This window comes from Streptomyces sp. NPDC093065, from assembly GCF_044754585.1.
GTDB lineage: Bacteria > Actinomycetota > Actinomycetes > Streptomycetales > Streptomycetaceae > Streptomyces.
Genome location: NZ_JBIVPJ010000003.1, coordinates 426,871 through 446,718 on the forward strand (window position 1 = coordinate 426,871; position 19,848 = coordinate 446,718).

The following is a 19,848-nucleotide window of genomic DNA, read 5'->3' on the forward strand; positions in this document are numbered from 1 at the left end:
GGTGCACCGGGTCTCCCGCACCTTGTCGGGTCTCCCGCACCATTGGAGTACCGAACGGCACAGTGGCCCGGCACCCGGGCAACTCTACCCTAACGTTACGGTAGGGATCCAAGCCGTCGAGGCGGCGGCAGGACCAGCGACGAGGAAGGCGCACGCGTGAGCGGCGGGCACATGCAGATCGGCGAGGTGGCGGCCAGGACCGAGTTGTCGCTGCGCACGATCCGGCACTACGAGGAGACCGGCCTGGTCGTCCCCTCCGCCCGCTCCCAGGGCGGCTTCCGCCTGTACACGGAGGCCGACGTCGCCCGCCTCATGGTCGTCCGCCGGATGAAGCCGCTCGGCTTCACGCTCGACGAGATGCGGGATCTCCTGGAGGCCACCGACCGCCTGGACCGCGGCGACGGCCCGCTGCCGGCCGCCGAGCGCGAGCGGCTCCTCGAGCGCGTACGCGTCTTCGAACGGGCGGCCCGGCAGCGGGTCGCCGACCTGCGGACCCAGCTGGCGCGGGCGGAGGAGTTCGCCGCGACGCTGTCCGACCGCATCGAGAGCGCGACGGCTCCCTAGACCGGGACGCGGCCGGACGCACTCGCGGCTACGGGCCCTGCACGATCTGGATCAGGTTGCCGCAGGTGTCGTCCAGGACCGCCGTGGTGACCGCCCCCGTCTCCACCGGCTCCTGGGCGAAGCGCACCCCGAGCCCGCGCAGCCGCGCGTACTCCGCCCGCACGTCGTCGACGGCGAAGGAGGCGGCCGGGATGCCGTCCTGGGCCAGGGCCGTCCGGTACGGCGCCACCGCGGGATGACCGGAGGGCTCGAGCAACAGCTCGGTCCCGTCGGGAGCCTGCGGCGAGACCACGGTCAGCCACCGGTCCCCTCCCGCCCCCACCGGCACGTCGTGCTTCTTGAGAAAGCCCAGCGTCTCGGTGTAGAAGCGCAGGGCGTGGGCCTGATCGTCGACGAAGACGCTGGTGAGATGGATCTTCATGGGCTCTTCTCCGGTGTGTGGGTTCCGGGCCGTCGGGTCACGATGTGCTCGGGCGGGCCGAAACCCTCCGGAACATCACCTGCGTATCAGGGGCCCGCGTGTCCGGCAACGGCCCCGAACCCGGCCAGGGCGTCCGCCGGGAGCGCCGGTACGGTCCGGCCGCCGAAGCCGGTGGTCGTGTGCGCCGCGAGCAGGGAGTTGAGCACCGCTTCCTCGACCCCGTCGAGCACGGCCTCGAACAGCAGGCCCAGATCGGCGTCGGCCACCGGGCGACCGGCGTCCGGCCGGGTGCCGAAGGCGACCGCGTAGTCACCACTGCCGTGGCCGTAGACCGCGCCGGTGCGGGCCAGCGCGAACACGGCGCGCCGGGCGACCCGGGTGAGCTGCCGGGAGTCCACGGGCGCGTCGGTGGCCACCACGATCATGCAGGAACCGACGTCCGCGTCCTGGCCGGGGCCGCCCGGCCCGACGCCCGGGGACCGCGGGGCGAGGGTCCGGCCGAGCACCCGCAGCGTGCCCCCGAAGTTCGCCTGTACCAGCACGCCCACCGTGAAGCGCCGGTCCCCCACGTCCGGGGTGCGGGAGGCGGTGCCGATGCCGGCCTTGAAGCCCAGCGCGACGGTGCCGGTCCCCGCGCCGACGCACCCCTCGGCCACCGGACCGTCCGAGGCCGTGTCGAGGGCGGCCCGCACGTGCTCCTCGCGGACGGGACGGGCCCGGATGTCGGACAGGAGGCCGTCGTTGCACTCGCCCACGACCGGGTTGAGGCTCCGCACCTCCTCGCACCCGGGCCGCCGCAGCACCCAGCCGACCAGGGCGTCGGCCACCCGGAACGCCGAGAGGGTGGAGGTGAGCAGCACAGGGGTCTCCAGCGTGCCCAGTTCGGCGAGTTGGGTGGTGCCGATGAGCTTGCCGTAGCCGTTGCCGGTGAACACCCCGGCCGGCAGGGGGGTGTGCGGCCCCACGAGGTCGGGCACGACGGCGGTGACCCCGGTGTGCACGTCCGGCGGCCGGCGCACGGTGGTGTGCCCGACGCGCACGCCCGGCACGTCGGTGATCGCGTTCAGGGGCCCGGTGCCGCAGGACCCGAAGACGACACCGAGGTCACGGGCCCGGCGCCCGGAGGCGCCGGGCGGGGAGTCCGGATGATCCAGTGGTTCCATGCGCCGGACGTTACGCGCCCGGCCCGGAGGCCGGACCCGGTGCCCCGGGAGGCGCCGGACGGGTACCCCTAGGACTGGGGCCGCCGGCCGTGGTTGGCGGCGTGCTTGCGGCGTGCCTTCTTCTTGCGGCGTCGCTTCGAGGACATGGGTGCCTCCTTCGGAGGGCGGCTCAGCGTGTATCCGTGTCTGCCGTCCATCCACGATTCCACGCGGCCCCGGGCGGTGCCATCCGGCGCGGAGCGGGCCGCACGGCCCCGGTGGACCGCGTGCTCCCCGCGGGCGACGAGCCCGGCCACGCGACGTCGTCGATGGCGAGCCACGGTGCGCCGGCCACCGCCGTGGGAGTGAGCCCGGTGAACGCCTTGACCTCCCGGTGGAGGTGCGACTGGTCGACGTAGCCGCTCTCGGAGGCGACGGTGGCCGGAGGGAGGCCGGCCGCCAGCAGATGGGCGGCGTGGTCGAACCGCACCAGCCGGGCGGCCCGCTTGGGCGTGATGCCGAGCTGGGCGTGGAAGCGGGCCGAAAGGCGCTTGCGGCTCCAGCCCACCTCGTCGGCCAGACCGTCGACCCGCACGCGCCCCCGGCTGCCGAGCGTCGTCCGCCAGGTGTGTGCCACCTCCGGATCGACCGGGTGCCGGTCCGTCGTGCGCCTGCGGAGGAGGCGTGCCGCGACCGCGAACCGTTCGTCCCACGGCCCGGCGGCGTGCAGCTCGTCCCGGACCCGCTCCGCATCGCGGCCCCAGACGTCCGCGAAGGACTCCACCGTCCCGCCGAGCCCGGCCGGCGGGCCGAACAACGCGGCCGCCGTGCCCGGTTCCAGGCGGATCTGCAGGCACTCGCCCACCCGCCCCGCCGCCCTGAGGTCTCCCGGGGCGAGCCCGATGACGAAGCTGCCGTACCCGTGCCGGCCCCGGGCGTCGTACAGCAGGCCGTCGCCCTCGCTCAGATCGATGAGCAGGGTGACGGAGGGATGCGCGACCATGGCCATGTCCACGAAGGCGGGCGCCCGCCAGCTGAACCCGGCCATGCTGATGCCCGGCAGCCTGGCCGAGGGACGCGGGACGGCGACCCGCACGCTCGACCAGTCGGGCGCCACCCCGTTCGGTGCCCCGGTGGACGACACGTCACCAGTCTAGGTCTCGGGGCCGGCGGCCGGGACGTCAACGCCCCTTGCGGCAAGGCCCAGGAGCAGGTCGGCGGTCGCTTCGGGCGCCTCCAGCGGAGGCAGGTGCCCGACGCCCGGCAGGACTTCGAGCCGCGCGTTCGGCACGGCTTCGTACCGGTGCGCCGACGACGGGTCCCAGCGCGGGTCGGCGGCACCGAAGAGCACCAGCACCGGGACGCTGAGGGCGGCGAGGCGCTCGGGCACGCTGCGCTCGGAGAGGTAGGCGGTGTTCCCGCGCAACACCGTTCTGAAGGACCGGTACGAGATGCTCCGCACGTCCTCGATCATGTCGGCCGGGACGTCCACGGGGCGGGCGGCCGTCGCGTCGATCCCCTTGCGGAGCATCGCGTCCGTACGCCGCGGCCACAGGAGCGGACCGAAGGGCGGGGCCAGCAGGAGCCGGAGGATCATCGGCTGCGGGAGCAGCGCGTCCAGCGCCGGGCCGGTGCTGACCAGCGCGATCGCCCCCACCAGGTCGGGACGCCGCTCCGCCAGCGCCGTGGCGGCGTAACCGCCGCTGGAGTGACCGACCACGGTCACGGAGCGGAGCCCGAGGTCGTCCAGGAGCGCCGCCAGCCGCCCCGCCTGCCGCGGCACGTCGTAGGACTCGGCGGCCGGGGACCTGCCGCAGCCCGGAAGGTCGACGCGCAGGACGTGCCGGCGCCCGGCCAGTGCCGGGACCACCGGGCCCCAGGAAGCGCCCGAGGCGCCGGAGCCGTGGATGAGCAACATGGGCGGCGCCTGTGGCGGGCCGTCCTGGACCAGGTGCATTCCGTGCGAAAGACCGACGTCGTACTGACTCATGTCTGAACACTGCGCCCGCCGCGGGTCGCGGGTCTTGTACAAATGTCGCCGGACGCGTCGGACCGTCGGCGGTCGGACGCCCGAGGCGACGCGCAGCCCACTCACGCCGACGAACGCGCCATCGCCGGGGAGGCGTTGAACATCGCGTGGACGGAGGCCCGGACCCGGGCGGCGACGACTTCGGGTCCAAGTGGCCGGACAGGTCACCGGCCGCCGGATCCGGTACACCGTGCTCCCGCCGGCCGTGTTCGACATCGGCGGCCGCTTCGTCGGGCCGCTCGGAGAGGTCCGGGAGCTGCTGCCGCGCTACCGCGGCGACAACGTCTTCGACGCCTCGAAGTTCACGACCCGCTTTCCCGACTTCCCCGTCACCCCCTACGAAGAGGGCATCGCCAGGATCCTTCGCTGAGTCCCGCACCCGGGCGCCGCGACCGTCGGGCATGCGGCACGCCGCTCACTCCGGCCAGGCGGAGTTCTCGATCACCTCGACGAAGTCCGTGCGCCGGAAGCCGGGCACGAAGTGCTCCAGCACGTCCGCGTTCACCGTGCCGAAGGTGGTGTCCGGACGGTGCCTGAACCCCTCGGTGAACGCCTGGAGGATCTGCTTCTTGAAGTCCGGGCGGGGGTGGGCGGCGGTGACCGCGTCGATCTCCGCCCGGGTGATGCGGGCCAGGTTCAGACCGAGCACATCCGTCTCGACGCCCGCCGTGGTCGCCGCGATCTCCGGCGCCAGCTTGTAGGGGACCTCCGGCGTGGTGTGCAGCGCGACGGCCGTCCACACGGTGCCCGCGTCGGCCTCGGGCACGCCGTGGGCCAGCAGGAACGCCCGTGCCTGGTCCGCGCCGTCCATCTCGAAGCGCTGGTCGTCGCCCCGGTAGGGCGGCACCAGACCGGTGTCGTGGAAGAGCGCGGCGACGTACAGCAGCTCCGGGTCCGGCCGCAGGCCCAGGGCGGCGGCCTGGAGACTGCCGAACAGGTAGACGCGGCGCGAGTGGTGGAAGATCAGCGGCGGTGTCGTGTCACGGACGAGTTCGGTCGCCTCCCGAGCCAGCGCGCTGTCGGGGATGTCGATTCCGGCGATGGTCTCCGTCATGGTGGTCCTCCCGGGAGAGTGCCTGTCGTGTCCTGTCCACCCTGCGCCGGACGGCCGGGCCGCGTCCGCCGACCGATGGCCATGAACCCCTCGGAACCGGTCATGGCTGCCGCGCGTCACGGCTTCCGCGTGTCACGACTCCCGCGCGGTGGTGGCGAAGCGCTGCTGGTACCGGATGGGGGAAAGCCCCAGGTGCCGGGCGAAGGCCCGGCGCAGACTCTCGTAGCTCGGGAAGCCCGATCGGGTGGCGGCCTCGGTCGCGTTGTGCCCGGCGTCGAGCAGGGCCTTGGCCATGTCGAAGCGGATCAGCTCCACGTACTTCATCGGCGTCGTGTCCAGCTCGGCCCGGAACATGCGCGTCAGATGCCGCGGACTGACCCGCACCCGGGCGGCCAGCGCCTCCAGGCCGTGGTCCGCCGTCGGGTCGCCCTGCACCGCCTCCTGGACCAGCCGCAGCACCGGCGTGCGCGGAGCCGGGCCCTGGAGCGAGGCGGAGAACTGCGACTGGCCGCCGGCCCGCTGCATGTACACCACCAGCGAGCGGGCGACCTCGCGGGCCAGGGCGGGACCGTGGTCCTCCTCCAGCAGGGCGAGGGCGAGGTCGATGCCCGCGGTGACACCGGCGGACGTGTGGATGCCGCCGTCCCTCACGAAGAGCGCGTCGGCCTCGACCCGCGTCGCCGGACAGCGGCGGGCCAGCGTGGCGGTGTGCTGCCAGTGCGTCGTCGCGCGCCTGCCCTCCAGCAGTCCCGCCGCGCCCAGGACGAAGGCACCGGTGCACACCGAGGCGACGCGCCCCGCCCGGTCCGCCAGCGCCTTCGCGGCCGCGGCGAGGGCGGGGTCCACGGGGGAGCCGGGCAGGGCGTCGCCGCCGACCACGACCAGCGTGTCGTAGGCGGTGGCGTCCTGCGCGTCCGTGTCCGCCGGGACCCGCATGCCGATGGACGAGCGCACCGACGCCCCGTCCGCCGAGACGATGCTCAGCCGGTAGTCGGCGCCGAACCGGTTGGCCTCGCTGAAGACCTCCGCCGGACCGGACAGGTCGAGCAGCTTCATGCCGTCGAACACGAGGACGCCCACCCTGTGCGGTCCCGCTCCCATTGCTTCCTCCGCCATCCGGTTCTTCATGATCTGGTCATTATGAGTGAAAAATAAGGTATGCCGGTTACCGGCGTAATGTGGCCGGCGCGGATCAGTCACCTGAGTGGCAGGATCAGCCATGGCTGCGGTCACGACCTCGGACGGCACGAACATCTTCTACAAGGACTGGGGCCCGCGCGACGGCCTGCCGATCGTCTTCCACCACGGCTGGCCACTCAGTGCCGACGACCGGGACAACCAGATGTTGTTCTTCCTCTCCCACGGCTACCGCGTGATCGCACACGACCGCCGTGGCCACGGACGCTCCGACCAGCCCACCGGCGGCCACGACATGGACACCTACGCCGCCGACGTGGCGGCACTGGCCGAGGTCGTGCCGTACGCGGACGCGGCGCCGAAATCGGTCGAACTCCTGGCGAACGGCACCCTGAAGTCGTACGAAGGGCTTCCGCACGGCATGCTCTCGACCCATCCGGAGGTTCTCAACCCCGACCTCCTGGCCTTCGTGAAGTCGTAGGCCCGCGCCGGGCTCAGCCGGCCGCCGCCTTCCGGCGGTGGCCGGCCGCCTTGGCCTGGTTGCCGCAGCGTCGCATGGAGCACCACTTGCGCGGCCGGCCGCCGCCGGAGTCGAGGAAGAGCATCCCGCACACCTCGGACGCGCAGGCGGTCAGCCGCGCACGCCGTCCCTCGTCGGTCACGAGGTCGATCAGGTCCCGTGCGACGAGCGACAGCAGTGCCTCCTCGGTGAGCGCCCGGCTCCCCTTCGGCACCCACTCGCCGTCGCCCGACGGCTCCAGCCGTGGCGCCGGAGGTTCGGCCCCGGCCCGAAGGTTGACCAGGTCGACCGACTGCTGCCGGGGCCGGCGCGCGCCCAGGGTGCAGGAGGCGATGTCGTGGGCGGCCGCGCGCAGTTCGTGCAACGACCGCAGGACGTCCTGGGGTTCGTATCCGCTCTTCAGCGTCATCCCCACGCCACGGCACCAGGCTTCGAGGCGTGCGGCGTCGCCCATCCGCTCGATCGGGGCCACGGGTCTGCGGCCCACGGTAGCCACGAGGTCGAGGCACAGGGCCCCGGCGTCGAAACGGAGCTCCCGGGCCTGCGCGGTGACTCTTGCGCGGGGTGTGTCGTGCCGCTCGACCGCCATGGTCCTATAGTAACCGTTCAGACGGTTACCAAGGGAGCGGGGGCGGAGCCATGCGTATCGCGGTGATCGGGGCCGGCGGCGTCGGAGGCTACTTCGGGGCCCGGTTGGCCGCGGCGGGGCACGAGGTCACCTTCGTGGCCCGCGGCCGGCACCTGGAGGCCATCCGGCGGGACGGCCTGCTCGTGCGCAGCCCACTGGGCGAGTTGCGCACCTCGCGCGACTCCGTCGTGGCGGGCATCTCCGAACTCGGCCCCGCCGATCTCGTCCTCGTCGCCGTCAAGCTGTGGGACACCGAGGCCGTCGCGGGGCAACTGAGCTCCTCGGCGGCGCACAGGGCCCCGGTGCTGTCCCTGCAGAACGGGGTGCACAAGGACACCGTGCTGCGCGGCCGGCTGACGGACGAACAGATCCTGGGCGGTGTCTGCTTCATCTCGGCCTTCATCGAGGAGCCGGGAGTGGTCAGGCACAAGGGCACCCTGCAGAAGGTCGTGCTCGGCCCCTACGGATCCGGCGCGGCGGAGACCGCCCGGGCCGTACTCGCCGCCTTCCGCGACGCCGGGGTCGAGGCGGAGGCGAGCGACGACATCGAGAGGGCGATCTGGGAGAAGTTCGTGTTCCTCGTGGGCCTGTCGGCGACCACGGCGACCGTCCGCCGGCCCATAGGCGTCGTCCGCGCCCACGAACGCAGCCGACGACTCCTGTACGACGTCATGGCCGAGACGGTGGCCGTGGCGCAGGCGTCGGGAGTGCGGCTGGACAGCGGCTTCGCAGAGGACCGGCTCGCCTTCTGCGACACGCTCCCCGCGGACATGACCTCCTCCATGCACAACGACCTGGGCAAGGGCAACCGCCTCGAACTGCCCTGGCTCAGCGGGGGAGTGGCGGACCTCGCGGACCGCCTGGGCGTGGCCGCACCCCGCAACCGGACGGTGGCCGACATCCTCGCCCCGTACGTCCTCGGCCGCCCTGCCGGGTCCTGACGGGCGCGGCGGCGCCGGTTCAGGCCGCCGCCAGCGCCTCGTGCTTCCAGAAGCCCGAGAACGTGATGCGCTCCTTCGGCAGGCCCACCCGGTGCAGGTGCCTGCGTCCCTCGGTGGCCAGGGTCGACTCGCCCACGACGAACGCGTATCCCCTCGCGTCGGCGCGGGTCAGCCGGTGCAGTTCACGGAGTGCGGCCGCGCCGGGCACCGAGGTGCTGTCCTCGCGTACGACCCAGGAGACGGTCATGCCGGCCGGGGCGTCCAGCTCGCGGCGGTCGCCGTCGGTGGGGATCTCCTGGATGAGCCGCCCCACGGTGCCCTCGGGCAGTGAGCGCATGATGCCCGCCGTGGCGGGCAGTCCGGTCTCGTCGGCCACCACCGTGACCTCGGAGGCGTCGTGCGGACAGTCGAAGAGGACACCCTGGTCGAGCAGGGCGAGCGTGTCCCCGGGCGCGGCGGTACAGGCCCAGATCGCGGCCCTGCCCTCGATCTCACCGGTGGGCCCGCGGTGGACGACGAAGTCGATGTCCAGCTCGGCGGTCCGGCGGCGGTAGTCGGCCACGGAGTAGTTGGCGCAGTGCGGCCGCTCCTCCTCCGGAATCGCGAGATACGGCTGCCACCACTGGGAGCCGGTGAACTCCGGGAGGCGCAGGGCGCTTTGGTGGGGGAGCGGGAAGAACAGCCGGAACCAGTGGTCGTACCCCAGCCACGGGAAGCCGCCGAGTCCCGGCCCGGTGACCGTGACGCGTTGCATGGACGGGGAAACCCGCTCGGTCCGCACCACGCGGGCGCGGAACATCTCCGGGTGCTGGGGCGTGAGCCGTCGTACCTTCGCCATGTAGGCAAGGCTAGCCTAAGTTGCGTTCGATTCCGAGTCGGTGATCTCCAGGCGGACACCCCGGGTCCGGTCCGACGCCGGACCCGTCTCCAGCTCGACCACCCCCGGCTCCACGGCGAGCCGGAGGTCGCGCCCCACCGACGCCAGCGTGTCGGCACCCACCTCGAAGACCGCGTCGGCCCCGGCGCCGGGCGCGATGCTCAGGCGGACGAAACCGCGCAGTTCGCGCACGCGCGGCCAGGACGTGCCCCCGGACAGGCGGCGCACATAGAGCTGGACCGTCTCCTCGGCCTGTCGGGACCCCGTGTTGCGCACGGTGACCCGGCAGGTCAGACGCGGGGCGTCCACGCCGGCCCGGGAGCACGACAGGCGCGGCGCCCCGTACACGACGCTCGTGTACGACAGGCCGTGCCCGAAGGCATGACGCGGCCCGGCGCTCTGGTCGACGTACCCGCGGTAGCGGTGGTCCTTCCCGTTGTAGAAGACGGGCAGTTGGGCGGCCGACCGGGGCACCGAGACCGGCAGCCGGCCACGCGGCTCGGCGTCCCCGAACAGCACCTCGGCCACCGCGCGCCCACCGCGCGGCCCCGGATACCAGGCGCTCAGCACCGCCGCCGCGGGCGGGTCCGTCTCGGGCAGGGCATGGGGGCGGCCCTGGACCAGCACCACCACGACCGGCGTTCCGGTCGCCGACACCGCGGCCAGCAGCGCCCGTTGCGCGGGCGGCAGTGCGAGGTCCGCCAGGTCGACGCCCTCTCCGCAGGTCGTCCCGGTCGGTGTTCCGGCCCCCGCGACGGCCGCGCCGTTCACGTCGAAGACCGTGTCCGAGGAGCGGGCGCTGGAGCCGCCCAGCACCAGCACCGCCGCGTCGGAGCAGGCCGCCAGCGCGACGGCCGCCGGGACCTGGGACACGTCGTCACCCACCAGACCGCACCCCCGGCCGTGCACCACCTCGGTACCGGGCGCGACCGCCGCGCGGACGCCCTCCAGGACGGTGATGCCGCCGCCCGGCCGCTGCGGCGCCGTGTAGTCGCCGATCTGCTGTGCCAGGGAGTCGGCGTTCGGACCGAGGACCGCGATCCGGCGCATCGCACGGGACAGGGGGAGCACCCCGCCCTCGTGGGAGAGCAGCGTCACCGAGGCACGGGCGATGCGTTCCCCCAGCTTGGCGGGGTCCGGGAGACCGTCGGACCCCGGCCCGGCCGCGGTGACGGGCTCTTCGAACAGGCCCAGGCGGAACTTCAGCGTGAGCACCCGGGCCACCGCGGCGTCCAGCGCCGACTCGGACACCAGGCCGCGTTCCAGCGCCTCGCCCAGCCGGGCGAAGGAGTCGTCCCACAAGCTCAGATCACACCCGGCGTCCAGGGCCAGTGCCCCGGCCGACACCGGATCGCCGGTCAGCCGCACGAGCCGGTCCACCGCCGTGCCGTCCGCCATGACGACGCCCTCGAAGCCCCACTCCGCGCGCAGCAGGTCGGTCAGCAGGTACCGGTTGGCGACGCACGGCAGGCCGTCGAACTCGTTGTAGGCGGCCATCACCCCGGCAGCGCCCGCGGCGACACCGGCCCGGGCCGCCGCCAGGTGCACCTCGTGCAGTTCGCGGGCCCCCAGCTCCGTCGCCGCGCTGTTGCGGCCACCGACCGTGGCGCCCTGCCCGGCGAAGTGCTTGAGGACCACGGCCACCCCCGCCCGCCCCGCACCCTCGACCAGCGCCTCGGTCATCCGCGCGGCGAGGTACGGGTCCTCCGCGAAGCACTCCTCGCTGCGGCCCCAGCGCGGGTCGCGCACCAGGTCGAGGGCCGACACCAGCGCGATGTGCGCGCCGCGCGCCCGCAGTTCCGCCGCCGCCCCGGCCACCGCGTCGGCGTACAGGTCGGGGTCCCAGGTGGCGCCGACCGCGAGGTTCACCGGGAGCACCGTGCCGTCCAGCGCCTGGTGGCCGTGCGGCATCTCCTCCACCAGCAGGACGGGGATGCCCAGCCGGGTGTGCTCCATGACGTGCCGCTGCACGGCCGCCGCCGTCCGCGCCCCGTCCCGCGCGTCGAGGCCGTCCGCGAAACCGACGCCGGACCAGGCGTCGGCCCGCTGCAGCCCGTACAGCGCGCCCATGCCGTCGAATGCGGCGACCTCCGCGCGGAAGGCGTCCGTGAGGCGGTGCTCCGACCCGGCGCGCTCGTAGGCGTCCCAGCCGTACATGCGCTGGTTGAGCTGGCCGACCTTCTCCGCGAGCGTCATCCGGCCCAGCAGGTCGCGGACGCGGTCCGGCACCGGCGCGGCCGGATCGCGGTAGCGCGGGAGGGTCATCGCAGCTCCAGCACCGCGACGCCGTACGGGTCGAGCGCCACGTCCTCCACCGGGGCGCCCTCGGCCAGGTCGTGCAGCTTCCCCTCGGCGGCCGGACGGACCACGAGCGGGTCGGGACTCTGGCTGACCAGCCACACGAAACGGCGGCCGTCGGCATGGACGAGGACGTCCGCCGACACGTGCGGGTCGGCGACCGTGACGGGTCGCCGTACGCCCGCCACCCCCGCCAACGCCGCGTACAGGCGCTGCGTGACATCGGGGTTGACGCGTGCGGTGCGGGCCGCCATGTGCTCCAGCGGATAGGTGGCCAGCACCGTCCGGCCCACTCCCGTCTCGTTGACGATCAGGGCGGGCCGGCCGTGGGCGTCCACGGCCACCACCCGGCCCGCGCGCGGTTCGACGGGCAGGTAGGCGCGGCTGTCCTCGTTCCCCGCGACCGGGAAGCGCAGTACCTCGCCGGCCCGCAGGTCGCCGAAGTCCTCGGTGAACGTCATCTCCAGCACGTCGTCCTCGATCGGCTCGGCGACGCCGTACGACAACTGCAGCTCGACGCCGAAGAGACCGTCGAGGCCGTCGAACCAGGGGCCGCGGGTGGCCGGATGCTCGCCCGAGCAGAACGACAGGTACACGGTGGCGCCCTCGGCTGCCCGGCGGGCCAGTTCCCTGCGGGTGCGGGTGGTGAGCTGGCGGGTGGCCGGCAGCAGGTAGAGCGACGCCTCGCCCGGCAGTCCGTCGGCCTCGCGGGTGAGGGCCACCGGCAGGTCGGCGGCCCGTGCGGTGACGTAACCCTGGTGCAGGGACGTGAAGATGAGCGGCCGGTCGGCGGGACGGCTGTAGGGGTAGCCCCGTTCGAGGAAGGCGGGGACGACCAGGGCGGCGCCGGCGTCCGTGCGGGAGCAGCGCGGGAAGTCCACGGCCTTCAACACCTCGGCGAAGGCCGCCAGTTCCCGCAGCGGCTCCTTGGGGGCCCCGGCGGAGTCGGTGATGCCGAAGTGCATCTCGAAGGGGTGGTGGTCGTAGGGGGCCTGGTCCCACAGGTCGTCGTAGTCGGTGTTGTTCCAGGCGAGCCAGCCGGTGGCGCCGCCCAGCAGCGAGTTGTGCAGCGTCTGCCGGTAGTAGACACCCGCGTTGGCGGCCGAGACGGTGTCCGTGGACAGCCCGAACTCCTCCAGCACGACGGGCTGTCCGGTCACCGAGGCCAGCTCGCACTCGAAGGCGGCGCGGTAGTGCTGGCGCGGCCGGTCGGTGTCCGAGCGGTACACGTGCGGGCCCACGAAGTCGACGTACTCGGCCGTCTCCCGCAGCGAGAAGCCGTTGTCGCGGCCGGTCACCTCGATGCCCCAGGCCCCGTCGCCGAGGGACACCGGCTGCGTCGCACCCGTCGCCCGCACCGCGTTGCACATGGACTGGGCCCACGCGGTCACCACGTCCGAGGACGGCGGGTCGACCTGGTAGATCCTCCCGTACCCGGGCATCTCGTTGGTGATCAGCCAGCCCGTCACCGCCGGGTGGTCCTTGAAGCGGCGCGCCATCCGGGAGACGAACCACGCCTGGCGGCCCACCATCCACACGTCTTCGTACAGGTCGCGGTTGCCGCGCCAGGCGGGGTCCCAGTTCTCGCCGGACATGTGGCCGACGATGAAGGTCGGTATGGACCCCATGCCCGTCTCCACGTGGGCGTCGAGGAAGTCCTTGAAACGTTCGCACAGTTCGTCGTCGATCCGGCCGGGCTCGGGGTGGAAGTCCGGCCAGTAGAAGAAGGACCGGGTGGTGTTGAGGCCGTGGCCGGCGAGCACGCGCAGTTCGTCGCGGACGGTCTTCGGGTCGTAGTTGCGCCACATCAGCGGACCGCCGGTGCGGGACCAGAAGTTGGCGCCGAGCCAGGGCAGGACGTCGGGCTGGTGGGTGAGCTGGGCGCTGTGGCGTCGCATGGTCCTTCTCGGGTGGTGGGGGTGCGGATGGTGCGTGGCCGCGGGCCGCCGCGGCCGGGTGGGGGTCAGCCGGGCGCGGACCCCGTGGACTCGCGTACGACCAGGCGCGGCCGTTCGGCGAGGACGGACTCGTCGACCTCCTCGCCGCACAGGGCGAGCAGCATGCGCGCGGCGGCCGCGCCCACCCGCTGGACCTGTTGGTCGACCGTGGTCAGCCGGGGATGGAGCCAGCTGCCGAGCGGCAGGTTGTCGTAGCCGACGACGGACACGTCCCGGGGCACGGTCAGTCCGGCGCGCTGCGCGGTGCCGATGCCGCAGACCGCCATCGAGTCGTTGGCGTACACGATCGCGGTGGGCCGGTCGGCGGAGTCGAGCAGCGCCTCGGTGGCGCCGACGGCGCGCCGCTCGCTGAAGTCGGTGGGCAGGACCGCGAACGGGCGCAGCCCCGCCTCGCGCAGGGCCCCCTCGAAGGCGGCCCTGCGCACGCGGGTGTGCTGGAGCTCGGGCGGCCCGCTGACGTAGGCGACGCGCCGGTGGCCGAGGGCCAGCAGGTGCGCGACGGCCTCGGCGATCCCGGCGCCCTGGTCGCGCAGCCCGACGCGCGGGACGACGGCCGTGTCGTCGGGCGAGCCGAGCAGCACCGCCGGCAGCCCCAGACGGGCGAGCAGCGCGGGCCGGGCGTCGTCGTCGCGGGCGTCGGTCAGCACGGCGCCGTCCACCCGGCCCTCGGCCGCGAGCCGCTCGTACAGCGCGTTCTCCTCGCGGTGACCGCTGACCAGGTGCAGCAGCAGACCGTAGCCGCGTGGCGCCAACTCGCCCTCTATGCCGGTGATCAGCTCACTGAAGTGGGGGTCGGAACCCAGTACGTCCGTGGGGCGCCGCACCACCAGGGCGAGGCTGCGGGTACGGGCGTTGCGCAGCGCCGCGGCGGAGGCGCTGGGCGACCAGCCAAGCTCCAGCGCGGTGTCGAGGATCCGGCGGCGGGTCGCCTCGGAGAGCCGGCCCTTGTTGTTGAAGGCCTGGGACACGGCGGCCGTCGACACCCCGGCCGCCGCCGCGACCGCCTTGATGGTGGGCCGGCGTCCGGCCCGCTCGGTGGAGACGCTCACATCTTCACCGCCCCGCTGACCAGGGCCTGCTGCATACGCTTCTGGAGCAGGGTGTAGACGACCCACACCGGCACCAGGGTGAGCACCGTGCCCGCCGTCAGCACGCCGTAGTCCGTGCCGGTGATCGACTTCAGGGTGGGCAGCGCCACCTGGACCGTGCGCTGCGCCGGGTCGGGGCCGATGATGACCAGCGAGTACAGGTACTCGTTCCAGAAGGTCAGGAAGTTCAGCAGCAGCACGGTCGCGATGCCGGGCAGGCACATCGGTGTGTAGACGTGCCGCAGCACCGCGAAGGTGGACGCCCCGTCCAGCCGGGCGGCCTCCTCCATCTCCGGCGGGATGGTGCGCATGAACTGCACCAGGATCACCACCGACAGCGGCAGCGCGGTGGCCGGCAGGAACAGCACCATGAAGATCCGGGTGTGGAACAGTCCGGTGGCCGCCGCGAGGAGGAAGGTGGGGAAGAGCGCCGCGAACGTCGGGATCAGGAAGCCCAGCGAGAAGACCTTCTCGACCACGCCCGCCAGCCGCCCCGTCGAACGCGCCAGCGCGAACGCGGCCGGGATCGCCAGCAGCAGCGTGAGCGCCAGCGAGAACAGGGTCACCAGCGCCGAGTTGACGACCGCGAGCCCGAGGTCGGCGCTCTCGAAGGCCGTGCGGAAGTTGCCGAACCCCAGCGAGGACGGCGGGGCGAAGGGGTGCGCGAAGATCTCGTCGTTCGACTTGAACGCCGAGGCCAAAAAGTAGTACAGCGGAACGACGAGCAGCACCGCGTACGTCCACACCAGGATGTGGGCCGGGAGCCAGCGCTTGCCGAGCTTCATGAGTGCTGCTCCGATCAGTAGTTCTGGCGGAAGACGCGGCGGATCGTCAGCAGCCCGACGAGTCCGGCGAGGAAGAGGAGCACGCCGACGGTCTGGCTGTAGCCGAGGTCGGCGGCGATGAACGCCTTCTGGTAGACGAGGAACGACAGCGTGGTGGACGACGTCCCCGGACCGCCCTGCGTGAGCAGCAGCACGTGCTGCGCGGAGCCGAACAGCGTCCACAGGAACTGGAGCATCGTCACCACGCCCACGTAGTCGCGGACGACGGGGAAGTGGACCGACCACATCGTCCGCCAGTGCCCCGCCCCGTCCAGCTGGGCGGCCTCCCCGAGCTCGTCCGGCACACTGCCCAGCCGCGCGGCGAACAGTACGGCGGTGAAGCCGATGCCGGCCCAGATGTCCAGGGCGATCAGACACGCCAGGGCCGTCGAGGGCGAGGCCAGCCAGGCGTCGGCGAGGGAGCCGAGACCGATGCTCTCCAGCCCTCCGTTGAGCAGGCCGTCCGGCGAGAGGGCCGCGTAGAAGACCATCGCCTTCGCGGGCGTCGAGATCAGCCCCGGAATGAAGAGCAGGTACCGGACGACCCGGTGCCCCGGCGGCCGCTGGGCCACGTAGTACCCCAGCATGAACGCGCAGACGATCATCACCGGGAGGGCGACGGCCAGCTGTACGGCGGTGTTGCGGACCGCGTCCCAGAACACCGGGTCGTCAAGGACCACCCGGGCGTTGTCCAGGCCGGCGAAGGACACCGGCTGGAGCATGCCGGGCCAGTGCAGGGCCGCGATCACGAAGATCGCGAGCAGCGGCCCGACCATGAAGACCAGGTACCACACCAGCGCGGGCACCGCGAGGACGGTGCCGCCCTGCCGGGGCCGGCGCCCGGCCGGTGCGAGGGAGGCGGGCGGGGCGGACCTCGGAGCCGCGCTCCCGTCCGGCGTCGTCGTGAGCGTCGTCATGCGGTGACTCCCGGAGAGCGGGTGGAACGGGGGAGGAGTGCGAACGTGACCCGGGCGGCGCGGCCGGGGGTGCCCGGGCGGCTCATGCGGACCGGTACGCGGACTCGAGGGCGGCGCGCACCCGGGCCGGGCTGGTGCCCCGGGTGAACGACGTGCTGGTCGCGGTGATCAGTGGCTGCGCGGCGGCGGGCGGCACGTACACGTCGGGCAGGAGCACCTGGCTCACCTCGGAGCCGAGCCGCTGGGCCGCCCCGACCAGCGGGAAGTCGGTGCTGACGGCGTCCGTGCGCAGGGCCATGTCCCGGCCGCTCTCCGTCACGAACCGCGCGACGACGTCCTCGCGGTACATGAACCGCAGGAACTTCTCGACGTGCTCGATCTTGCGGACGCCGTTGGGGCTGATCCAGAAACCGATGAGGGTGTAGGCGCGGATGACGGTGGGACCGTCGTGTGCCGCCCCGTCCGCCGTCGGCCAGCCGCCGACCTCCGTGTGCCGGGCCACCTTCTCGGGCACCTTGGCCAGGGCGGAGGACATCGCCGACTGGACGGCCGCCTCCTCGGTGTTGAACTGGGTGGTCATCGAGTCGGACGTGAGGCCCTGGGCCTTGTCCGCGAAGACACCGGAGTCGCGCAGGTGCGTGAAGTACTCGATGCCCCGGCGCGCGCCGCGACCGGAGAAGTCACCCGTGGAGTAGACGTGCCGGGCCTCCTCCTGGGACAGGAACGTCTGGATGATCTGCGCCAGCAGCTTCTGGCCGGTCCAGTCGTTGCCGCCCACCGTCACCGGGGCGATGCCCTTGGCGCGCAGCCTGCGGGCCGCCGCGATCAGCTGGTCCCCGGTGGTGGGGATCTCGCCCACCCCGGCCCGGTCCAGCAGGGCGCGGTTGTAGGCGACGGGCCAGTTCGTGGCGAAGTAGGGAAAGGCCCGGATCCGGCCCTCGTCGTCGGTCCAGTCGGCCAGCGCGGCGGGCAGGACGCGGCCGCTCAGCCCCCAGTCGTCGAGGTAGGGCTTGACGTCGACGGTCGCGCCGACGTCCGTCCAGGCCAGCGTCTTGTCGTACAGGTTGACCATCACGACGTCCGCCTCCTTGCGGGCCAGCCGTGAGGTCTCGTAGACCTGCGCGAGGTCGTCGCCGTTGACCAGGTTCTTGACCTTCAACCCCGGGTTCTCCTCGCGGAAGCGGTCCACGGCCGCGAGGTAGGTGGGGGAGCCGGGCGCCGTGGTGCCGAGCTGGGTGTGGACGACGAGGGTGTCCGGGTCGGAGTCCGCCGACGCCAGCGACGAGCAGCCGGACAGAGCGGGCAGGGCAGCGGCCGCGGCCAGACCGGAACCGGCGGCGAGCAGTTCGCGCCGTGTCAGCGATGAGCGCACAGGGGTGGTCTCCAACCAAGCGGTTAACGATTGGTTAATCGATGTACCTCGTGAGGTGCGAGGACCATATGGAGTGCGGAGACCACGGTCAAGGGGGTGGCGCGGGAAGATTCCGGACCGGGCGCGGGACGCGGGCCGCCTGGTCAGGCCGTCGCCGCGTCCTCGACCGCCAGCCCCAGCCGCTCCGCCACCCCTGTGAGGGCCGGTCCCAGCGGCAGCGCGATCCGGGTGACGGCCAGCCGGTCCCCCCGGGTGGCGTCCCGGTTGACGATCAGTACCGGCTTGCCCGCCTCGGCCGCCTGGCGGACGAAACGGAGCCCCGACATCACCGTCAGCGAGGAACCGAGGACGAGCAGCGAGGACGCCTCGCGCACCAGCTCCCGGCAGTGCTCGACGCGACCGGGCGGCACGTTCTCGCCGAAGAACACCACATCCGGTTTGAGGACGCCGCCGCAGACCGCGCAGGGCAGTACCCGGAAGTCCCCGACCTGCTCGTCGGTGAGGTCGGCGTCGCCGTCCGGATTGATGCCGGCGGCCACCGGCGCGAAGCCCGCGTTGGCCTCCTCCAGCCGCCGGGCGAGTTCGCGGCGCGGGCTGAAGACACCGCACGACAGGCAGACGACCCGGTCCAGGCTGCCGTGCAGCTCCACGACACCGGCGCTGCCCGCGGCCTGGTGCAGACCGTCGACGTTCTGGGTGATCACGCCGGTGAGCAGACCGTGCCGCGCGAACACCGCGACCGACCGGTGCCCCGCGTTGGGCCGGGCGCGGCCGAAGGTGCGCCAGCCGAGGTGACTGCGCGCCCAGTACCGGCGGCGGGCCTCGGGGGAGCCGGTGAAGTCCTGGTAGGTCATCGGCGTGTGCCGGCTCAGGCTCCCGCCCTCGCCCCGGTAGTCGGGGATGCCCGACTCCGTGGAGATGCCCGCCCCGCTGAGCACCAGCACCCCGCCGGCGCGCAGCGCGTCGGCGACCGGCTCCAGGTCCGTGGTGCCCGGCGGCAGGTCGGCTCCCGGGGTCCAGGTCAGAGTGGGGCGCATGCGCATGCGGCAAGGGTACGGAACGCGGCGCCGTCCCGGGCCCGGCGGGGCGCGGAGCCCGGGGACGGCTCCGCATGACCTTTTCCGTCCCGGGTGACAGACTTGCACTGTCCAGGGGGCCGAGAGGCCTCGGCCGGGAGAGGCGTCCTGGCGGGGAGTGGCCGATGTTCCGCAAGCGTCCCGCACCTGACGGCGAAGAGCTGCTCGACCGGCTGGCCTCGCTGACCACACAGGCCAGGGAGCTGGCCGAGCTGCGGCGCTCGCAGGTGGAGCTGGCGATCGCCCTGCAGCGCGACATGCTTCCCGCGGACCTGCCCGCCGTCCCCGGCATCCACCTGGCCGCGTGCTACTCGCCCGCGTACGCCGGACTCAACGTGGGCGGCGACTGGTACGACGCCTTCACCCTCCCCGACGGCCGCATCGGCCTCTCGGTCGGAGACGTGCAGGGCCACGCCATCGACGCGGCCGCCTTCATGGGCCAGGTGCGAGTCGGCCTGCGGGCGCTCGCCTCCGTGACCGGCGAGCCCGGCGACCTTCTCGCCTGCACGAACGAACTGGTCCTGTCCCTCAACAAGGACCTGTTCGCCACCTGCACCTTCATGCGGTACGACCCGGCGACCGGCCTGCTGGAGAGCGCCCGGGCCGGCCACATCCCGTGTGTCCGGGCCACCGCGGACGGCAGGGCGGAGGTCTGCCGGGACGAGGGCGGACCGCCCCTGGGCGTCATGGAGGGCAGCGACTATCCCGTGACCCGGTACCGGTTGGGTACGGGCGGGGTGTTCGTCCTGGTCACGGACGGCGTGGTGGAGGGGCCGTCCCTGAGCGTCGACGAGGGCCTGGAGAGGGTGGTGCGGCTGGCGAGCCTCGCCGCCGCCGTCGGCATGGAGGCACACGCGCTGGCCGCCGCCGTGCTCAAGAACGCCGAGCTGATCGGACACGAGGACGACGCGGCCGTCCTCGTCGTCGGCCATGACGGGCGTTCCGTTACGCCGTAGGGCGGGACGGCGTGCCTCCCGCCTCGCCGACCCGGCGGCGCCGGTA

General features: G+C 73.1%; 19 protein-coding genes and 1 pseudogene. 5 read left to right on the forward strand and 15 right to left on the reverse strand.

The genetic code is table 11. The annotated features are described in order from the left end of the window. Positions 1-171: 171 nt before the first annotated feature. Positions 172-564 carry a MerR family transcriptional regulator gene (locus ACIQFU_RS07810; RefSeq protein WP_402550029.1) on the forward strand — a complete coding sequence of 131 codons (393 nt, stop codon included), beginning with the start codon at positions 172-174 and terminating at the stop codon, positions 562-564. A gap of 28 nt (positions 565-592) precedes the next feature. On the opposite strand, the gene ACIQFU_RS07815 is transcribed toward ACIQFU_RS07810, so the two are convergent. The 4 genes from ACIQFU_RS07815 to ACIQFU_RS07830 form a co-directional block, all read right to left on the reverse strand. After that, entirely contained in the window at positions 593-985 is a 393-nt protein-coding gene (locus ACIQFU_RS07815) for a VOC family protein (protein ID WP_402549822.1), read from the reverse strand. 86 nt (positions 986-1,071) lie between these two features. Next, the gene (locus ACIQFU_RS07820) at positions 1,072-2,148 is read right to left on the reverse strand and encodes a P1 family peptidase (RefSeq protein WP_402549824.1); all 1,077 of its coding nucleotides are present in this window, start codon (positions 2,146-2,148) and stop codon (positions 1,072-1,074) included. Positions 2,149-2,317: 169 nt separating this feature from the next. Next, positions 2,318-3,271, reverse strand: coding sequence for a helix-turn-helix domain-containing protein (locus ACIQFU_RS07825; RefSeq protein ID WP_402549826.1), 954 nt, complete (start codon positions 3,269-3,271; stop codon positions 2,318-2,320). 9 nt (positions 3,272-3,280) lie between these two features. Next, entirely contained in the window at positions 3,281-4,117 is an 837-nt protein-coding gene (locus ACIQFU_RS07830; protein WP_402549828.1) for an alpha/beta fold hydrolase, read from the reverse strand. A 184-nt stretch (positions 4,118-4,301) separates the two neighbouring features. Here ACIQFU_RS07830 and ACIQFU_RS07835 point away from each other — a divergent pair. Then, positions 4,302-4,526 (forward strand): annotated as a pseudogene (locus ACIQFU_RS07835) (NAD-dependent epimerase); the annotation flags it as partial. 45 nt (positions 4,527-4,571) lie between these two features. Here ACIQFU_RS07835 and ACIQFU_RS07840 read toward each other — a convergent pair. Both ACIQFU_RS07840 and ACIQFU_RS07845 read right to left on the reverse strand, forming a co-directional pair. Next, positions 4,572-5,210, reverse strand: coding sequence for an HD domain-containing protein (locus ACIQFU_RS07840; RefSeq protein ID WP_402549830.1), 639 nt, complete (start codon positions 5,208-5,210; stop codon positions 4,572-4,574). 132 nt (positions 5,211-5,342) lie between these two features. Further along, the gene (locus ACIQFU_RS07845; RefSeq protein WP_402550031.1) at positions 5,343-6,326 is read right to left on the reverse strand and encodes a GlxA family transcriptional regulator; all 984 of its coding nucleotides are present in this window, start codon (positions 6,324-6,326) and stop codon (positions 5,343-5,345) included. Between the two features lie 103 nt (positions 6,327-6,429). Between ACIQFU_RS07845 and ACIQFU_RS07850 the strand changes: the two genes are divergently transcribed. Beyond that, on the forward strand, positions 6,430-6,828 hold the full coding sequence (locus ACIQFU_RS07850) for an alpha/beta fold hydrolase (protein ID WP_402549832.1): 399 nt from the start codon (positions 6,430-6,432) through the stop codon (positions 6,826-6,828). A gap of 13 nt (positions 6,829-6,841) precedes the next feature. On the opposite strand, the gene ACIQFU_RS07855 is transcribed toward ACIQFU_RS07850, so the two are convergent. Further along, positions 6,842-7,456 carry a CGNR zinc finger domain-containing protein gene (locus tag ACIQFU_RS07855; RefSeq protein ID WP_402549834.1) on the reverse strand — a complete coding sequence of 205 codons (615 nt, stop codon included), beginning with the start codon at positions 7,454-7,456 and terminating at the stop codon, positions 6,842-6,844. A gap of 50 nt (positions 7,457-7,506) precedes the next feature. Between ACIQFU_RS07855 and ACIQFU_RS07860 the strand changes: the two genes are divergently transcribed. Then, entirely contained in the window at positions 7,507-8,436 is a 930-nt protein-coding gene (locus tag ACIQFU_RS07860) for a ketopantoate reductase family protein (protein ID WP_402549836.1), read from the forward strand. A gap of 19 nt (positions 8,437-8,455) precedes the next feature. On the opposite strand, the gene ACIQFU_RS07865 is transcribed toward ACIQFU_RS07860, so the two are convergent. From ACIQFU_RS07865 to ACIQFU_RS07900, 8 genes are all read right to left on the reverse strand, one after another. After that, the gene (locus ACIQFU_RS07865; RefSeq protein WP_402549838.1) at positions 8,456-9,274 is read right to left on the reverse strand and encodes a siderophore-interacting protein; all 819 of its coding nucleotides are present in this window, start codon (positions 9,272-9,274) and stop codon (positions 8,456-8,458) included. 15 nt (positions 9,275-9,289) lie between these two features. Next, positions 9,290-11,578, reverse strand: coding sequence for a glycoside hydrolase family 3 N-terminal domain-containing protein (locus tag ACIQFU_RS07870; RefSeq protein ID WP_402549840.1), 2,289 nt, complete (start codon positions 11,576-11,578; stop codon positions 9,290-9,292). Then, entirely contained in the window at positions 11,575-13,509 is a 1,935-nt protein-coding gene (locus ACIQFU_RS07875; protein WP_402549842.1) for a cellulase family glycosylhydrolase, read from the reverse strand. The genes ACIQFU_RS07870 and ACIQFU_RS07875 overlap by 4 nt, the downstream gene beginning before the upstream one ends. 65 nt (positions 13,510-13,574) lie before the next feature. Continuing rightward, positions 13,575-14,618, reverse strand: a complete 1,044-nt coding sequence (locus ACIQFU_RS07880) for a LacI family DNA-binding transcriptional regulator (protein ID WP_402549844.1) — start codon at positions 14,616-14,618, stop codon at positions 13,575-13,577. After that, positions 14,615-15,442 (reverse strand): carbohydrate ABC transporter permease, encoded by an 828-nt coding sequence (locus tag ACIQFU_RS07885; protein WP_402549846.1) that lies wholly within the window; start codon positions 15,440-15,442, stop codon positions 14,615-14,617. Before ACIQFU_RS07885 ends, ACIQFU_RS07880 begins: the two co-directional genes overlap by 4 nt. 14 nt (positions 15,443-15,456) lie before the next feature. Further along, a complete protein-coding gene (locus tag ACIQFU_RS07890) occupies positions 15,457-16,398 on the reverse strand; it encodes a carbohydrate ABC transporter permease (RefSeq protein ID WP_402549848.1) in 942 nt (313 codons plus the stop codon). Between the two features lie 82 nt (positions 16,399-16,480). Continuing rightward, positions 16,481-17,770: an ABC transporter substrate-binding protein gene (locus ACIQFU_RS07895; protein WP_402549851.1), complete on the reverse strand. Its 1,290-nt coding sequence runs from the start codon at positions 17,768-17,770 to the stop codon at positions 16,481-16,483. A gap of 143 nt (positions 17,771-17,913) precedes the next feature. Next, on the reverse strand, positions 17,914-18,813 hold the full coding sequence (locus tag ACIQFU_RS07900; protein WP_402549853.1) for an NAD-dependent protein deacetylase: 900 nt from the start codon (positions 18,811-18,813) through the stop codon (positions 17,914-17,916). A 158-nt stretch (positions 18,814-18,971) separates the two neighbouring features. Between ACIQFU_RS07900 and ACIQFU_RS07905 the strand changes: the two genes are divergently transcribed. Continuing rightward, positions 18,972-19,802, forward strand: coding sequence for a PP2C family protein-serine/threonine phosphatase (locus tag ACIQFU_RS07905; RefSeq protein WP_402549855.1), 831 nt, complete (start codon positions 18,972-18,974; stop codon positions 19,800-19,802). The last annotated feature ends 46 nt before the right edge of the window (positions 19,803-19,848 follow it).